The following is a 14,434-nucleotide window of genomic DNA, read 5'->3' as shown; positions in this document are numbered from 1 at the left end:
CACCCGACTAGTACGGCCTAAAGCCCCGGAGGGGCGGGGGAGCCTAAAGACCCGGAGAGTCGGACAAGCGGTACAGCCGCTCCCAGTTGGCGCGGCTGGTGAGTTCCGGCACCGCGGCGCGGTACTGCGCCTGCACGGTGGGCAGTTCTCGGCGCAGGCGGCGCAGTACGCGCAGGGTGCGGCGCAGCAGCTGACGGGCGCGAGCCTTGTCACGCCTGCGCACCCGCACCCCGGACTGCGAGGCATCGGTGACCACGACGTGGTCGAACAGCGAGACGTGCCACCAGTAGGCGTCTTCCCTGGTGACGCCGACGACGCCGTGCTGGGTTCGGCCGAACCACTGGTTGAGTGCGCGCTTGATCAGCACCATTGTCACACGGCTTGGCTCCCCACCGGCGCGGCGCAATTGGATGTCCGCCGAGCGCACCGGCGGCGTCGCGGCCGGGTGTTTGATCGTCTCGCCGTACTCACCCCGGCTGGCGCGGGCGGAGGCCAGCGCCGCGACACCGCCGTCGCGCAACACCTCCGGACCCCGCAGGAAGTCCTCGATGCCTTGCAGCGTGGTGTGCACCAGGCCGTATTGCATGGCGACCAGATGCTCGGCCAGCTCACGGAACAGCTTGCGGCTGATCGCCTTCGCGTCCAGATCCGCGTGCAGCGAACCGACGATCAACGAGTTGCGCGTGCTGAAGTAGCGCGCCCAGTCGTCGTAATCCTTCCAGTAGAAGTCCGCGTGCCACACCGCGGCATTGGGCAGCGTGACGGTGACGAAACCGTTCTCGCGCGCACGGATGCCGTATTCCACATCGTCCCATTGGAAGAAGATCGGGACCGGAAGACCGATCTTCGCGACCACCTCGGCCGGGATGAGGCAGGTCCACCAGGCGTTGTAGCCCGCGTCTACGCGACGCTCCTGGTTCTTCTTCAGCATGCTGGTGTTGCGCAGCGCCTTCGGCACCTTCTGTCCGTGCCGCAGCCGGTGCAGGTGCACTTCCTCAGCGCCGACGTTGAGGTAGTCGGGGTTGAGAAGAAACAGCATCTGCGCGCCGACCAGGGTCGGCTCCACCGTCATGTTGGCGAAGGCGTTGAGCCGCAACACCGTTTCCGGCTCGCAGAGAATGTCGTCGTCCATCAGGATGACGTCGGCGTGCTCGTTGGCCGCGGACACCTCGTACAGACCACGGGTGAAGCCGCCCGCGCCACCGAGGTTCGGCTGGCGGATGTAGCGCAGCTTGTCACCGAAGACCGGTGCGACCTCCTGGTACCGTGGCCGGTTCTCCACCAGATCGGTGCCCTGGTCCACGACGTACACCGCGTCGATGGCCGCGAGCACGGTCGGGTCGGAGGAGAGCGCGGCGACTGTCTCGGCGCAGTCCTCGGCGCGGTTGAAGGTGCAAATGGCGATCGCGACCGGCCGCACGCGCTCCGGCGCCGCCGTGCTCCAGGTCAGCTCCGCGATGCCCAGCTCGCCACCGACGGCGTCGAACTCCAGCCACAGTGCGCCGCCGTCGACGTACTGATCGAGCGGCGCGGTCAGCGTCAGCGTGCCACCGTCGTTCACCTGCGCGGTGTCGATGATCCTGCGGTGCCCCGCGATGTCGGAGGCGACCACCCGGACCGTGGCCTTCTTCGCCACGTCGAGCACCATGGTGGCCCGCACCTCGGTGACCGTGGTCCAGCGCTGCCAGTAGCTGGCGGCGAACCTGCCGAAGTAGGTATTGGTGTGCGCGGTAGCGCCCTTGTCCAGTCTCAGCGTCTGGCGTTCCCGACGCGCGCCACCCTTGACGACGGCGTAGAGCTCGTCGCTCACCTTGGCCGACGGACCGGTGAAGATGCCGCGCTGCAGCACCAGCAGATCCGGTGCCCGATGGTCGGCGCGCAGCGAAGCAGGCGCGTCAACGGCCGTCGAGCGATCGTTTGTTTCGGTAACGGCTTGGGTAGCCGACTGATCCATGAAATCCTCGAAATTCTCATTGTGCCGGACGGGACACATTCGCCCCTGGATTGCCGTTCACGGCGGGGGTGAGGATATCAACCGGCCCGGTAACGTGCCTGCTTCGGAACCGGGCGGCCGTATCGCCACACCATTGCTAGTCGTTCGCCGAGGCGTGGACCGCGACGCTGTCGCCAGCCTTGCCCGACCCTGTGAAGACGAATGTGTCGTAAGCCCAGTAGCGGAAAACAACTGCCACGATCTGCCCGATCAAGGTGCCGGAGATATTGTCCGACAGCGGGCTCGACAAGTCGAGCACGTAGCGAGAGAAACCGAGACAACCCAGTTGCAGAGCGATCGCGACGACGTTGAACACCGCATATAAAAGGTATTCGCGCCCGGGGTTGTCGGTTTGCTTGTGTGCGAAGGTCCACCACTTGTTGCCGAAGTACGTGACCACCGTGGCCACCACAATCGCGATGATCTTGGCCGGCAGCGGGTAGTGGAAGAGGACGCCCTCGCGACCCCAGAACACCAAGAGGTTGTAGGTGCCCGCGTCGACGAGGAACCCGATCGCGCCGACCACCAGGAAGGCCCCGCCCTGCCGCAGCGCGGTGAGCACCTTCCGGAGGATCGACCCCGACTCCTGCGTCACGGACTCGCCTGCGGGTGCGGCGGACTCACTGGTTGGCACGGCCCGACGCTACCGCAGGCCACGGCGAACGGGCGTCGAGTCAGAATTCGTCGGTCAGCACGGTGAGGTCGGCCACGCGTTCTCTGTGAGTCCCCTGTACCCTCCCGGTGTTCCCGAATTCACCACCGATCGCGAGGATTGACCCGGGTGGACTCCACCGAGCTTCGTATTGCCGCCGTGGTTCCCTGCCACAACGAAGAGGCTTCAGTCGCCAAGGTCGTCGCCGACCTGCAGGCCGCCGTGCCGGGAATCATCGTCTACGTCTACGACAATCTGAGCACGGACAGAACCGCCGAGCGGGCCCGTGCCGCCGGAGCGATCGTTCGACACGAGCACACCAAGGGCAAAGGCAACGTTGTGCGCCGCGCCTTCGCCGATATCGAAGCCGACGTCTACCTGATGATCGACGGCGACGACACCTACGAGGCGTCGGCCGCGCCGCTGATGATCAAGACACTGCTCGACGGCCCCTACGACCACGTCCTCGGCGTGCGCAGGCAGGACGAGGGCGCCTCGGCTTACCGTGCGGGCCACGAGACCGGTAACAAAGTGCTCAACGGCGTGGTCGGCAAGGTGTTCGGCGAGAACGTCGAAGACATGCTGTCCGGCTACCGGGTGTTCTCCCGCCGGTTCGTGAAGAGCTTCCCCGCGGTCTCCCGCGAGTTCGAGATCGAGACCGAGCTGACCGTGCACTCGCTGCACCTGCGGGTGCCGCGGACGGCGGTGCCGGTCGGCTTCCGCGACCGTCCCGCGGGTAGCGCGAGCAAACTACGCACGTACCACGACGGATTCAAGATCCTCGCGTTGATCGTCGGGCTGGCCAGGCACGAGCGGCCGGTCGCGTTCTACGGCCTGTTCGGCACGCTGAGCTGGCTGGTCTCGATCGTGCTCACCATCCCGATCGTCGTCGAGTTCTACAACACCCACGAGGTACCGCGCTTCCCCACGCTGTTCCTCGGCTTCACCCTGCTGCTGCTCGGCAGTCTGGCGTGGACCGCGGGCCTGATCCTGGACGGCATCCGGCGCTCACGGCATGAGACCGCCCGCCTGACCTACCTGCGGTATGCGGCGGTGAGCGCGGACGGCGCACCCGCCGACGACAACGGCGCTGACGCCCGTGACGGTGGAGCCGGACGTTGACGACATCGGCGGATCGGACCGCGGCACAGACCCCGGACACCGCACCGCTTCCCACGGTGGACACCGCACCGCTGCCCGCCGCTGACATCGACAGCACGATTACGGCTGGCCGGCCCGCGAGGGGCGCCATCGCGGGCGTCGCGCACCGGATCGGGACACGCCTCGGCACGGCGACGGTCGCCTTCACCGTGCTCGTCGCGATCTTCGGCGCGCTGTTCAGCGTCCTCACCCCGTCGTTCTGGGGTCACGACGAGATCACCCAGTTCGGCCGCGCCTACCAGGTCGCGCACGGTGGGTTCGGCCCGCAACGGATTCACGACGACCGCGGTATCTCCTACGGCGGCGACGTCCCATCCAGCATCAGCAAGCTGATGGGCTACGCGATGAAGGACTACACGACCAACCCGGACGAGCCCGACCCGATGGTGGAGAACCCCGACGGCTACGAGCAGTTGAAGAACGCCCCCGTCTCGGACGCCACCGAACCGGTCTGGTTCACCAACACCGCCGCATACTCCCCGGTCCCCTATGTGCCGGCCGCGATCGGCATCCGGCTCGCCGAGCTGTTCGGGCTGGACGTAGGCGGCGTCGTCCTGCTCACCCGGCTCGCCGGGCTGGCGGCCTACCTCGCAGTGGTCGGCTTCGGCCTGTTCGCGCTGCGTGCCCACCGGGTGCAGTGGCTCGCGTTCACTGTCGCTGTACTGCCGATCGCGGTGTTCCAGGCGGGTACGGTCACCGCCGACACCATGACCAACGCCCTGGCCATCCTGGTCTCCGCGCTGCTGGTGAAGTCCCTCTTCCTCGGCGATCGGCTCGGCAGGGTGGAGATCGGCGCGCTGCTGACCGCGACGATCCTGCTTCCGGTGAGCAAGCCGACCTACGTGCTGCTCGCGCTACTGGTCGTGCTGGTGCCCGCCGACCGGTTCGGGTTCACCGGCTGGCGGCGCGGTGTCCCGTGGGCCTTCGCCGCGGCGGGCGCGCTCGCCTTCGCGGTATGGATGAAGATCGCCGCGCCGACCGGCGACGGCATGGGGCTGATGCGGCCGCAGCACCAGTGGCACTCGGTTCGCCCTGGTGACCAGCTGAGCGGCATTCTCCGTCACCCACTGGATTTCGTCCACGTGTTCGGCGAGAGCATCGCGCTGCGCGACGAGCGCTGGTTCAGCCAGTTCTTCGGCGAGCTCGGATTCGCCTACGTCGACGTTCCGTCCGTGGCGATGCTGGCCTGCCTGCTCGCGTTCGCGGTGAGCGTCGGCGTCGCCGACCGGATGAACGCCGCCACTTTCCGGCGCACCCTGATCGTGGCGCTCACTATTGCGGCGAGCGTGGCGATGATCTATGTGACGCTCTATATGTCGTTCACGCCGGTCGGCTACTACATCATCGACGGCGTGCAGGGCCGCTACTTCGTGCCCTTGGCGATCGTCGGGCTCGCGGTGCTGCTGCGCTGGATGCCTTTGCGGCTCACCGATACCGCCGGGAAGACGCCGACGGTAGGCCCGGCCGTCACCGTGATCGCGGCGTCGACCGTGGCGCTGATCGCGGCCGCGGCGAAGTACTACACCGTCGTCTGGGGCTGACCCGCCACGGCATCCGAGCGTGCCACCGTGCCGTGGTCGAGTGCGTGTAGTGCGACTTCATGGCGTAGTCCCGTACGACCACTGCGCGCTGCTGGTGAAAGTCAGTTCAGTCCCGTGCCACTCCGATCGTCTGCTCGCCCGCCGCTAGGTAGGCGCGCTCCGTGCCCGCCTTGTCCGGGCGCCACCAGGATTCGTTGTCCCGGTACCACCGGATGGTCGCGGCCAACCCGGCGCGAAAGTCTCCGTAGCGCGGTTCCCAGCCGAGTTCGGTGCGCAGCAGTGACGCGTCGATCGCGTAGCGCTGATCGTGGCCGGGCCGGTCGGTGACGTGATCGAAATCGTCCGGATCCCGGTCGAACGCTTCCAGGATCATCCGCACCACGGACTTGTTGTCCAGCTCGCCGTCGGCGCCGATCAAGTAGGTCTGGCCGATTCGGCCGCGCTGCAGGATGGCCCACACCGCGCGGTTGTGGTCGTCGACGTGGATCCAGTCGCGCACCTGGTGCCCCGCGCCGTAGAGCCGCGGCCGGACACCGTCGATCAGGTTGGTGATCTGGCGCGGGATGAACTTCTCCACGTGCTGATAGGGCCCATAGTTGTTGCTGCAGTTGGAGATGGTGGCGCGCACGCCGAACGACCTGGTCCACGCGCGAACCAGCAGATCGCTGGCGGCCTTGGTGGCCGAGTACGGGCTCGACGGGTTGTACGGGGTGGTCTCGGTGAACGACGGGGCGTCCGGCGTCAGGTCGCCGTACACCTCGTCGGTGGACACGTGGTGGTAGCGCACGTCGTGGCGGCGCACGGCCTGCAGAAGCGAATAGGTGCCGACTATGTTGGTCTGCAGAAACGGCCACGGCTCGGCGAGGGAGTTGTCGTTATGGGATTCGGCGGCGAAATGGACCACCGCGTCGACGCCGCTGACCAGTTGGTCGACCAGGTCGAGGTCGGCGATGTCGCCGTGCACGAAATCGATGCGGTCGGCCACCGGGTCCAGGGAGACCCGGTTTCCGGCATAGGTCAACGCGTCGAGGACGGTGACGGTCGTGTCGGGATGGTCGGACACGGTCAGGTGAACGAAGTTCGCGCCGATGAATCCGGCGCCGCCGGTGACGAGCAATCGCACCCACACGACTCTACGTGGGGACCGGTCGCGGCGATGACCGACTCGGACGCCGATGCCGCGCGGCAGCTGACCCAGAGTTCCGTGCCGTGACCTACGTCACATAATCTTCCCAAGGAGAAGAACGCCCAGTTTGGTTAGTGGTGGAAAACCCCGGTCAGCGCCCTCATTTCCACAAGCCCACCAAGCCATGGGCCGCGGTGGTGAACAAAATTTGAATAAATAGTCACAACCGGTTCACCACGCGTTAGCTGGTCTAGATTTTGCTGGTCCAGTCCCCTCCGAACGCTTCACATCGAGGTTCCAAACAAATGCTGATGAGGAAATTCGCCGCGACGTCGGCCCTGATGATCGCCGCCCTCGGCGTCACCGCAGGCACCGTGAACGCTGCTCCGGCTGCCGAGGCCGACAACGGCGCGGTGAACTTCACCGCGCACAACACCGACACCCAGTCCATCATCACGACCGATGCCGGTTCCATGGTCGTCGAGGACAGCCAATTCAAAGTCAAAGCCGCCAACGGCGACGTGCTCACCGGCGTGCCGCTGACCTTCCGCGTGGACGACTTCGAGTTCCCGGTCGCTGCCGAGATCGCCGACCACACCGCCACCCTCACCCCACAATTCGATATGGCGCACGCGACCTACAAGCCGGTCGCCCTTCCCTTCGAGGACAAGGCGCCGTGGAAGACCGAATACGACCGTGAGCAGGCCGCCTTCGCCCGCATGAAGGACACCATCGCGACCGGAGCCACCATCGGCACCATGATCGGCGGCCTCGGCGGCGGGGCCGTCGGCTGCGTCCTCGGCGGTATCGCCGGTGCGACCGTCGCCGCGGCGACCATCGTCGGCCTGTTCGGCGCGTTCATCCCGGCCGCCGCTATCGGCTGCCTCGGCGGCATCATCGCGGTCGGCGCCCTCGGCACCCTCGCCGGCCAGCTGCTGGTCACCGCACCGGTCGCCATCGGCGCCGCGATCCAGTACTTCACGACGATCAACCAGCCGTTCGTCGCGCCGAAGTAAATGCCACAACTGAATTCGCACAACTGAACCAAGTCGGGAAACCCCGTCCGCGCAACAGCGTGGATGGGGTTTTTCGCTGGTCCGAGCCATGATCGCCAGGTGAACAGTTGCTCCACTGCACAGGGACGCACAGTTATTGCTTCGTGATACTCCCCGCGCCGCAGAGCCACCAGTCGTAGCGAGGGCCGAGTATTTCGATTCGGACATTCATCAGGCGGGCTGATTTCTGCGATCGAAGTGGCCGGAGGCGATCAGGCGATCGACCCGTCCGCACAGACGCGAGCCCCGTCCCGGCCGCTGCGGGGCGGGGCTCGCCTGGCCAGGCGGGACGGTTCACGCCGTCCGCGCCTGCTGGCCCTCCTCGATGCGGGAGCGCACGAACCGCGACACCCGCGCCAGTGCCGCCCTGCTCTCCGGCAGGTTCGGCGCGATGCTCATGAAAGCGTGCACCTGGCCACGCCAAAGCTCCAGCGCGTTCGGCACGCCCGCCGCGGTGAGCCGCTGCGTCATCAGCTCGCAATCGAACCGCAGTATCTCGTCCTCGGCGGCGATCAACAGCACTGGCGGAAGCATGGACAACCCCGCGTTCACCGGTGACAGCAGCGGATCGAGCATGCCGCCCACCTCGGCTCCGATTCGCACTACCGCTTCCAACGCCGACAGCGGGATATATGGATCCCGCGTCACGTTCACGTAGTCCCGCTTCGCTGCGTAATCCAAGTCGAGCAAGGGGCTCAGTCCGACCAGCCCGGCCGGCGCGGACAGGCCTGCCTCGAGCGCGCGCAGCGCGGTCGCGAAGGCCAGATACCCACCCGCGGAATCGCCCGCGAAGACGATCCGCGCCGGGTCCGCGCCGTGCCGCAGCAGCCAGCGGTAGGCGGTCATGCAGTCCCGCACCGACTGGGTGATACGTCGGCCGGGCAGTTGGCGGTACTCGACGTTGACCACCGGAAGCCCAGTGCGACGGGCCAGGCTCGCCGCGACCGGGCGGTGGCTGCGGGTGCTGCAGATCGCGAACCCTCCGCCGTGCATGTAGAGCACTGCGCCGTGCCGCAGCGCACGCGAGGCCCCGGCGGGACGAATGATCTCCAGATGGAAACCGTTGAGCGACACTTGCTCCCGGTCGACGCCACGTGGCCGGGGACGCAACCCCGCCAGCCCGTGCACCGCCGCGGCGCCGATCGGAATAGTCGCTCTGGTGACCGGGACCGTTCGCAGCACCGGTCGCACCACACCCATGAAGGTCGCCAGCAGCAGGCGGGATTGTGCGCTCGGCCCCGCCGGATTCATGACAAGGCCGGGTTCGCCGACTTCGGTCGCTGACATAGCGCACCTGCCTAACAACTGGCGCGCCGAGTCACGACCGGACCGGGGTACAGGCGAGTTGTCGGCGCTGACATCTCACACAGTGTCGTTCGACAAAACCACGCATAACGTGATCTACGCAACAGAATCGCCCAATCGGTACCGAAGCTAGACCCGCCGTAATCGAATCGAGCAGTTCTCGGAACCTCGCCGAATCCCGGCGCGATGAGACTGGCAGACTCCAAGGCATGCGCGGAATCATTTTGGCGGGCGGCACCGGCTCCCGGCTGCACCCGATCACGCGCGGGGTGAGTAAGCAGCTGGTCCCGGTCTACGACAAACCCATGGTCTACTACCCCCTCTCCACGCTGATGCTCGCGGGGATCAGGGACATCCTGGTGATCACCACTCCGGAGGACGCCGGCGCATTCGCGCGGCTGCTCGGCGACGGCGCCCAGTTCGGCCTCGCACTCCAGTACGTGGTCCAGCCGGAGCCGGACGGCCTGGCCAAGGCCTTCGTCCTCGGTGCCGACCACATCGGCAGCGACTGCGCCGCACTGGTGCTCGGCGACAACATCTTCCACGGTCCGGGCCTGGGCACCAGCCTCAACCGCTTCGACCGGATCGACGGCGGCGCGGTGTTCGCCTACTGGGTGTCGGACCCGACGGCCTACGGCGTCGTGGAATTCACCGAAGGCCGCGCGGTCTCCATCGAGGAGAAGCCGAAGGCGCCGCGCTCGAACTACGCCATCCCCGGGCTGTATTTCTACGACAACGACGTCGTGGAGATCGCCCGCTCGCTGCGTCCTTCGGCGCGCGGCGAATACGAGATCACCGATATCAATCGCGCCTACCTGGAACAGGATCGGCTGCAGGTGGACGTGCTCGCCCGCGGCACCGCCTGGCTGGACACCGGCACCTTCGACTCGTTGCTGGACGCGGCCAACTATGTGCGCACCATCGAGGAGCGGCAGGGCCTGAAGATCGGCGTGCCGGAGGAGGTGGCCTGGCGGATGGGCTTCATCGACGACGAGCAGCTGCGGACACTCGCCGAACCGCTTGTCCGGTCCGGCTACGGCACCTACCTGCTCGACCTGCTCGAACGCGGACGGGATTGGTGAACATGGAGTTCCGGGAGCTCGCGGTGCCCGGCGCGTGGGTGATCACCCCGCGCCAGCTCGGTGACGATCGCGGCATGTTCCTCGAGGGCTTCAAGGCCTCGGAGTTCGAGAAGGCGACCGGGCGGCCGTTCGACCTGAAGCAGGTCAACTGCTCGGTGTCCGCGGCAGGCGTGCTACGCGGCATCCACTACACCGAGGACCCGCCGGGTCAGGCGAAGTACGTGACCTGTGTGCGCGGCGCGTTTCTCGACGTGGTCGTCGATCTGCGCCGTGGCTCACCGACCTACGGCCGCTGGGACAGCGTGCTACTCGACGATGTCCATCGGCGCTCGGTGTTCCTGTCCGAGGGGCTCGGGCACGCGATCCTCGCACTGGAGGACGGGTCGACGGTCACCTACCTGTGTTCGCTCGAGTACCAGCCCGAGTTCGACCGCGACATCGACGCCTTCGACGCCACGCTTGGCATCGAGTGGCCGGAGGCGGACCGCGACGGTAACAAACTCACGTTCATCCGCTCCGCCAAAGACACCGCAGCCCCGCCATTTTCCTGAAGCACCGAGCGCCATCACCCCCGATCGGGGTGATGGCGCTCGCTAGCGGCCGGGTCAGCCGACGAGTTGCATCTCCTGGTCCCGTTCTTCGACCGCCCGCTGCTGTCTGCGGTACTTCGGCGCGAAGGCCAGCAGAGCGACGAGCGCGCCGACCAGGGAGACACCAGCGGCGAACTCCAGACCAGGTCGGTACGTGTCGAGCATCCCGGTCGCGGAGATGTCGGCGTGCGCGCCGGAGGAAATGATCGCTGTGGTCACTGCGAGCACGATGGCCGCACCGACCTGCATGGAGGTTTGCAGTACGCCCGCCGCGAGGCCCTGCTCATCGTCATCGATGCCATTGGTGGCCTGGATGTTGATGGCCGGGAAGCCGACCCAGCCGATGCCGATGAGCAGCACCGCGGGCAGCAGCATCGTCAGGTAGGACGGCGCGGTGTCCAGCCGCAGGAACATCAGGTAGCCGACGGCCATGACAACCATGGTGACCGCGATGATCGGTCCGGTGCCGAACCGATCGACCAGCTTGTCGGAGAAGAACGCCGACAGCACGACCAGCAGGCCGACCGGCAGCAGCGCCATCGCCAGCTTCAGCGGCGACCAGCCCAGGGTGTCCTGCAGGTACAGCGTCACGATGAACTGCCAGCTGAAGTAGGAGCCCGCCACCGCGATAATCGCGAGGCTGGCCCGCACCAGCGAGGACTTGCGCAGGATGCCGAGACGCACCAGCGGGTAGCGCACCCGCTTCTCCACCGCGATGAACCCGCCGAACAGGGCCGCGACCGCAACGAACGAGCCGATGGTGCGTGCCGAGGCCCAGCCCGCGTCCGGCGCGGTGACCACGGTGTAGACCAGCAACAGCATGGCCGCGGTGGACAGCAGCGCACCGACGAGGTCGTGTCCGCCGCCCTCGGCGGGCTTGTCCTTCGGCACCAGCACATAGGCAGCGGCCAACGCCGCGAGTGCGATCGGCACCGGAAGCAAGAAAGTCCAGCGCCAGCCGACACCGGTCATCAGACCGCCGAACAGCAGCCCGGAGGAGTAACCGCCCGCGCCGAACACGGTGTAGATGGACAGCGCCTTGTTCCTTGCCGGTCCCTCCGCGAAGTTGGTGGTGATGATGGACAGTCCGGTCGGCGCGGTGAACGCGGCGGCGAGGCCCTTGACAAAACGGGTGAGAATCAGCAGCGGGCCAGAGGTCACCAGACCGCCGGCCAGCGAGGCGACCGCGAAGACCGCGAGCGCGATGAGAAAGACCTTGCGGCGGCCGAGCAGGTCGGCGGTGCGTCCACCGAGCAACAGCAGGCCGCCGTAACCGAGAATGTAGCCGCTGACCAGCCACTGCAGGGTAGAGGTCGACAGATCGAGTTCCGCGCCGATGGACGGCAGCGCGACACCGATCATCGACACGTCGAGACCATCGAGGAACAGCACGATGCACAGCGTGATCAGCATGGCCCAAAGCCGGGTTGGCCATCTGGTCGGATCGGTCGCCTGGGCGGCCGAGAGCGTTGCTGGGGAAGTCATGCGGGGTACATTACATGCGCCTGCATTAAATTCCAACACATCTAATGCAGTTGCATGTACATGGCGCGACCACTAGAATGAGGCCATGTCGAAGCCGTCGACCGTGGACACAGCCCGGCGCACCGTCGCGCCGACCGGGCTGGTTGGGGAGTGGCGCGAGCTGCTCGATCGGCACGCGGCGGTGAGTTGCGCACTCGAGAAAGCGCTACAGGGTCAGCATCGGATCGGGCTCAGCGAGTTCGAGACGCTGGATCGGCTGATCGACGCGAACTGCGGCGACTACCGCATGAGCGACCTGGCCAACGACATCTACCTGAGTCAGAGCGCGCTGTCACGGGCCGTGGCCCGGCTGGAGCGCGATGGACTGGTGCGGCGAACCATGTGCGCCGAAGACCGCCGCGCCGTGTTCGTCTGCCTCACCGAGAAGGGCCGCGAGGTCTACGAACAGGCCCTGCCGACCCACCGTGCCGTATTGAACGACACCTGGAAATTGCCCGGCCCGCCGAGGTGCTGAGGCGTGCCGCGAGCATCTTGGTAAGGGCACGACCAAGTCGGCCGAGATATCCGGATCACAGCGATCCGCACGTACCGTCGATGCCCTTGCGTCCATCGGATCAGGCGGAGCGGGTACGACCATCCCGCAGGAGACCTGGCGCGGTGCCGAATAGCATTGTGGCACAGCAGAATTGACGTCGGCCACGGTAGCGTCGTAACAGGTTGTCGGGTAGAGTGCGCCGATATCCTTCCATGCGGCGCGGTTTCGCACGTTACCTGCGCGGGCCGCGCCTGCGGAAGCGCCAGAACTGCACAGCCCGAACGTCTTCGGAAAGCTGGTTGACCGGCTCGGCGACGTCGGACAACGCCTGGAACAGATCGTCGGCCAATTCACTGATGTGTTCCACCCTGGTCGCGAGGCGGGACGCGTTGACAAGGAACTCGAGCATCAGGCGCACGGCCGCGGCGATGGTCAGACCGAGCGGAACCGCGATCACCGCGGCGAGCATGCCGAGCACCGCGGACACCCGCCACATCGCGACGGTCACCGCGATCGGCACAGCGAAGGCAAACACCAGCCCGAGGATGTATGCCAGCGGAAGCAGCGTGCGGGTGGCCGGGCGGTGGAACTGAACATCGAGCAGAGCGTGCGCCGCAGCCACGCCCCAGAGCCGGAAGGCGCGCGGGCTCTGAAACGGCTCGGCGGTCTCCTCCTCGACATCGCCGCGAGACAACCACTTGGCCGCCGACTCTTTCCATGCGATCCAACGCGATTCGGCATCGTACTCCTCCGCGTCCGGCACCGCACTTCCCGCGGGCGCGCCGATGCCGTTGGATTCATCGCTCCTACCTCTGGATTCATCGCTCATTGCCTCTACCTCGCTAGCGCTCGGCTCCACCATGATCGAGAACGCGGCTGTGCTCATCGTTCGCTCGCTCATGCCGAAATCCTCCCCGTTCGCATCGGCGCGATCCAGCTGGAAATGCGCGCGAACAGGAAGTTATCGCTCCTGCAACAACAGTCACACCATCCACAGCACTCTCGCAGCATCGGCACAGCGAGTGATCAGGTCGGAGGCCGAAAGTAGCTGCGTGGCAATAACTGCGAGCCACCTCGGGACACCAGGCGGTACGCGGTCGACCACGCCCAGAAATGAGACGTAGGCGACACTCGGGAAATTGTTTCGTAGATCCCGTAACGCTCCCGGCGTCTCCCGGCGATACGACCCATGAATGCAGGACCTAGATCTACTGGGGAATGGAGAAGACAGTGCGCACCACGTTTCCGACTTCCGTCTCGGCGGCCGACATGACCGCCGCAGCGCAGGACTACACCCAGCGCGGATGGACGGTCGCCGAAACGGCTAACGGTCTCAGCCTGATCACGGATGAAGACTTGTCCGCCATCGAGGTCACCGGCGAGCTGGCCGCCGAGGTCCGCCGCTTCTTGCGTGCGAACAACCTGTCCGGCCCGGTGATCGAGATCCCGGGCGCGGAGCGTCGCGAGATCCACCTGGTCACCGGCGTCCGCAAGGCCGCACTGGCGTTCGCGGCGCTGCGCGAAGCAGGCGCCACCGTCTACACCGACGGCGCCGGCATCTCTCTGCCGCCCACCCAGCTCTCGGCCGGTTCGGCCTGCTGGGGAGTCGCTCCCGCCGAGGCCCGCTGGGTGCCGCCAGTCGTCGCGATCAGCGCCGCCGTGCGAGCCGCGACCACAGCACACCACGCGAAGCTCACCATCGCCTGCTGAAAACAGCGCGTTCGTGATCGAGTTCGCCTGCTGAACGCCGGCCCCGCCGCATCTACAACACAGCCGGACGCCGTCCGCCGCGCCAAGCCGGGCGAAGGCGAGGCAACCAGCTGATCAGCCTGGTAATGACCGGTATCCGCGCCGACGCTCCGGACTCCCACCTCCGAAGCGCTCGTCGGGTGCCGGTTGTTCGGCGTTG

General features: G+C 66.6%; 13 protein-coding genes. 7 read left to right on the top strand and 6 right to left on the bottom strand.

The window, feature by feature from the left end; translation table 11 throughout:
- Nucleotides 1-43 precede the first annotated feature (43 nt).
- Together OH799_RS25330 and OH799_RS25325 are read right to left on the bottom strand one after the other, a co-directional pair.
- On the bottom strand, nucleotides 44-1,954 hold the full coding sequence (locus tag OH799_RS25330; protein WP_406268808.1) for a glycosyltransferase: 1,911 nt from the start codon (nucleotides 1,952-1,954) through the stop codon (nucleotides 44-46).
- 136 nt (nucleotides 1,955-2,090) lie between these two features.
- A complete protein-coding gene (locus OH799_RS25325) occupies nucleotides 2,091-2,627 on the bottom strand; it encodes a GtrA family protein (RefSeq protein ID WP_406268806.1) in 537 nt (178 codons plus the stop codon).
- A 147-nt stretch (nucleotides 2,628-2,774) separates the two neighbouring features.
- Between OH799_RS25325 and OH799_RS25320 the strand changes: the two genes are divergently transcribed.
- A complete protein-coding gene (locus tag OH799_RS25320; RefSeq protein WP_357268157.1) occupies nucleotides 2,775-3,767 on the top strand; it encodes a glycosyltransferase in 993 nt (330 codons plus the stop codon).
- A complete protein-coding gene (locus tag OH799_RS25315; protein WP_406268802.1) occupies nucleotides 3,764-5,347 on the top strand; it encodes a DUF2142 domain-containing protein in 1,584 nt (527 codons plus the stop codon). Before OH799_RS25320 ends, OH799_RS25315 begins: the two co-directional genes overlap by 4 nt.
- A 106-nt stretch (nucleotides 5,348-5,453) precedes the next feature.
- Here the strand turns inward: OH799_RS25315 and rfbB are convergent, their stop codons facing one another.
- Nucleotides 5,454-6,470: a dTDP-glucose 4,6-dehydratase gene (gene rfbB / locus OH799_RS25310; protein WP_406268799.1), complete on the bottom strand. Its 1,017-nt coding sequence runs from the start codon at nucleotides 6,468-6,470 to the stop codon at nucleotides 5,454-5,456.
- A gap of 308 nt (nucleotides 6,471-6,778) precedes the next feature.
- Here rfbB and OH799_RS25305 point away from each other — a divergent pair, with 308 nt between their 5' ends.
- The gene (locus tag OH799_RS25305; RefSeq protein WP_406268796.1) at nucleotides 6,779-7,489 is read left to right on the top strand and encodes a hypothetical protein; all 711 of its coding nucleotides are present in this window, start codon (nucleotides 6,779-6,781) and stop codon (nucleotides 7,487-7,489) included.
- A 333-nt stretch (nucleotides 7,490-7,822) separates the two neighbouring features.
- On the opposite strand, the gene OH799_RS25300 is transcribed toward OH799_RS25305, so the two are convergent.
- Nucleotides 7,823-8,815: an alpha/beta hydrolase gene (locus tag OH799_RS25300; RefSeq protein WP_406268793.1), complete on the bottom strand. Its 993-nt coding sequence runs from the start codon at nucleotides 8,813-8,815 to the stop codon at nucleotides 7,823-7,825.
- A gap of 227 nt (nucleotides 8,816-9,042) precedes the next feature.
- Between OH799_RS25300 and rfbA the strand changes: the two genes are divergently transcribed.
- Both rfbA and OH799_RS25290 read left to right on the top strand, forming a co-directional pair.
- Nucleotides 9,043-9,915 (top strand): glucose-1-phosphate thymidylyltransferase RfbA, encoded by an 873-nt coding sequence (gene rfbA, locus OH799_RS25295; RefSeq protein ID WP_406268790.1) that lies wholly within the window; start codon nucleotides 9,043-9,045, stop codon nucleotides 9,913-9,915.
- Nucleotides 9,916-9,917: 2 nt separating this feature from the next.
- The gene (locus OH799_RS25290) at nucleotides 9,918-10,466 is read left to right on the top strand and encodes a dTDP-4-dehydrorhamnose 3,5-epimerase family protein (RefSeq protein WP_406268786.1); all 549 of its coding nucleotides are present in this window, start codon (nucleotides 9,918-9,920) and stop codon (nucleotides 10,464-10,466) included.
- 54 nt (nucleotides 10,467-10,520) lie between these two features.
- Here OH799_RS25290 and OH799_RS25285 read toward each other — a convergent pair whose 3' ends face one another.
- Nucleotides 10,521-11,990, bottom strand: a complete 1,470-nt coding sequence (locus tag OH799_RS25285) for an MFS transporter (protein ID WP_406268783.1) — start codon at nucleotides 11,988-11,990, stop codon at nucleotides 10,521-10,523.
- Nucleotides 11,991-12,075: 85 nt separating this feature from the next.
- Here OH799_RS25285 and OH799_RS25280 point away from each other — a divergent pair, with 85 nt between their 5' ends.
- Nucleotides 12,076-12,504, top strand: a complete 429-nt coding sequence (locus OH799_RS25280; RefSeq protein WP_406268780.1) for a MarR family winged helix-turn-helix transcriptional regulator — start codon at nucleotides 12,076-12,078, stop codon at nucleotides 12,502-12,504.
- A gap of 253 nt (nucleotides 12,505-12,757) precedes the next feature.
- Here the strand turns inward: OH799_RS25280 and OH799_RS25275 are convergent, their stop codons facing one another.
- A complete protein-coding gene (locus tag OH799_RS25275; RefSeq protein ID WP_406268778.1) occupies nucleotides 12,758-13,426 on the bottom strand; it encodes a DUF4282 domain-containing protein in 669 nt (222 codons plus the stop codon).
- Nucleotides 13,427-13,755: 329 nt separating this feature from the next.
- Between OH799_RS25275 and OH799_RS25270 the strand changes: the two genes are divergently transcribed.
- Nucleotides 13,756-14,235: a hypothetical protein gene (locus tag OH799_RS25270; protein WP_406268775.1), complete on the top strand. Its 480-nt coding sequence runs from the start codon at nucleotides 13,756-13,758 to the stop codon at nucleotides 14,233-14,235.
- The last annotated feature ends 199 nt before the right edge of the window (nucleotides 14,236-14,434 follow it).

It is taken from the genome of Nocardia sp. NBC_00881, from assembly GCF_045207455.1.
In the GTDB taxonomy this organism is placed as follows: domain Bacteria; phylum Actinomycetota; class Actinomycetes; order Mycobacteriales; family Mycobacteriaceae; genus Nocardia.
The sequence above is the reverse complement of the archived record's forward strand: the minus strand, read 5'-3'. Positions and strand labels throughout refer to the sequence as shown.

Coding starts and splice junctions, on each gene's coding strand:
- OH799_RS25300 (WP_406268793.1), bottom strand. CDS start 8,815: ATGTCAGCGACCGAAGTCGGCGAACCCGGCCTTGTCATGAATCCGGCG.
- OH799_RS25305 (WP_406268796.1), top strand. CDS start 6,779: ATGCTGATGAGGAAATTCGCCGCGACGTCGGCCCTGATGATCGCCGCC.
- OH799_RS25330 (WP_406268808.1), bottom strand. CDS start 1,954: ATGGATCAGTCGGCTACCCAAGCCGTTACCGAAACAAACGATCGCTCG.
- OH799_RS25280 (WP_406268780.1), top strand. CDS start 12,076: ATGTCGAAGCCGTCGACCGTGGACACAGCCCGGCGCACCGTCGCGCCG.
- OH799_RS25285 (WP_406268783.1), bottom strand. CDS start 11,990: ATGACTTCCCCAGCAACGCTCTCGGCCGCCCAGGCGACCGATCCGACC.
- OH799_RS25275 (WP_406268778.1), bottom strand. CDS start 13,426: ATGAGCGAGCGAACGATGAGCACAGCCGCGTTCTCGATCATGGTGGAG.
- OH799_RS25290 (WP_406268786.1), top strand. CDS start 9,918: ATGGAGTTCCGGGAGCTCGCGGTGCCCGGCGCGTGGGTGATCACCCCG.
- rfbA (WP_406268790.1), top strand. CDS start 9,043: ATGCGCGGAATCATTTTGGCGGGCGGCACCGGCTCCCGGCTGCACCCG.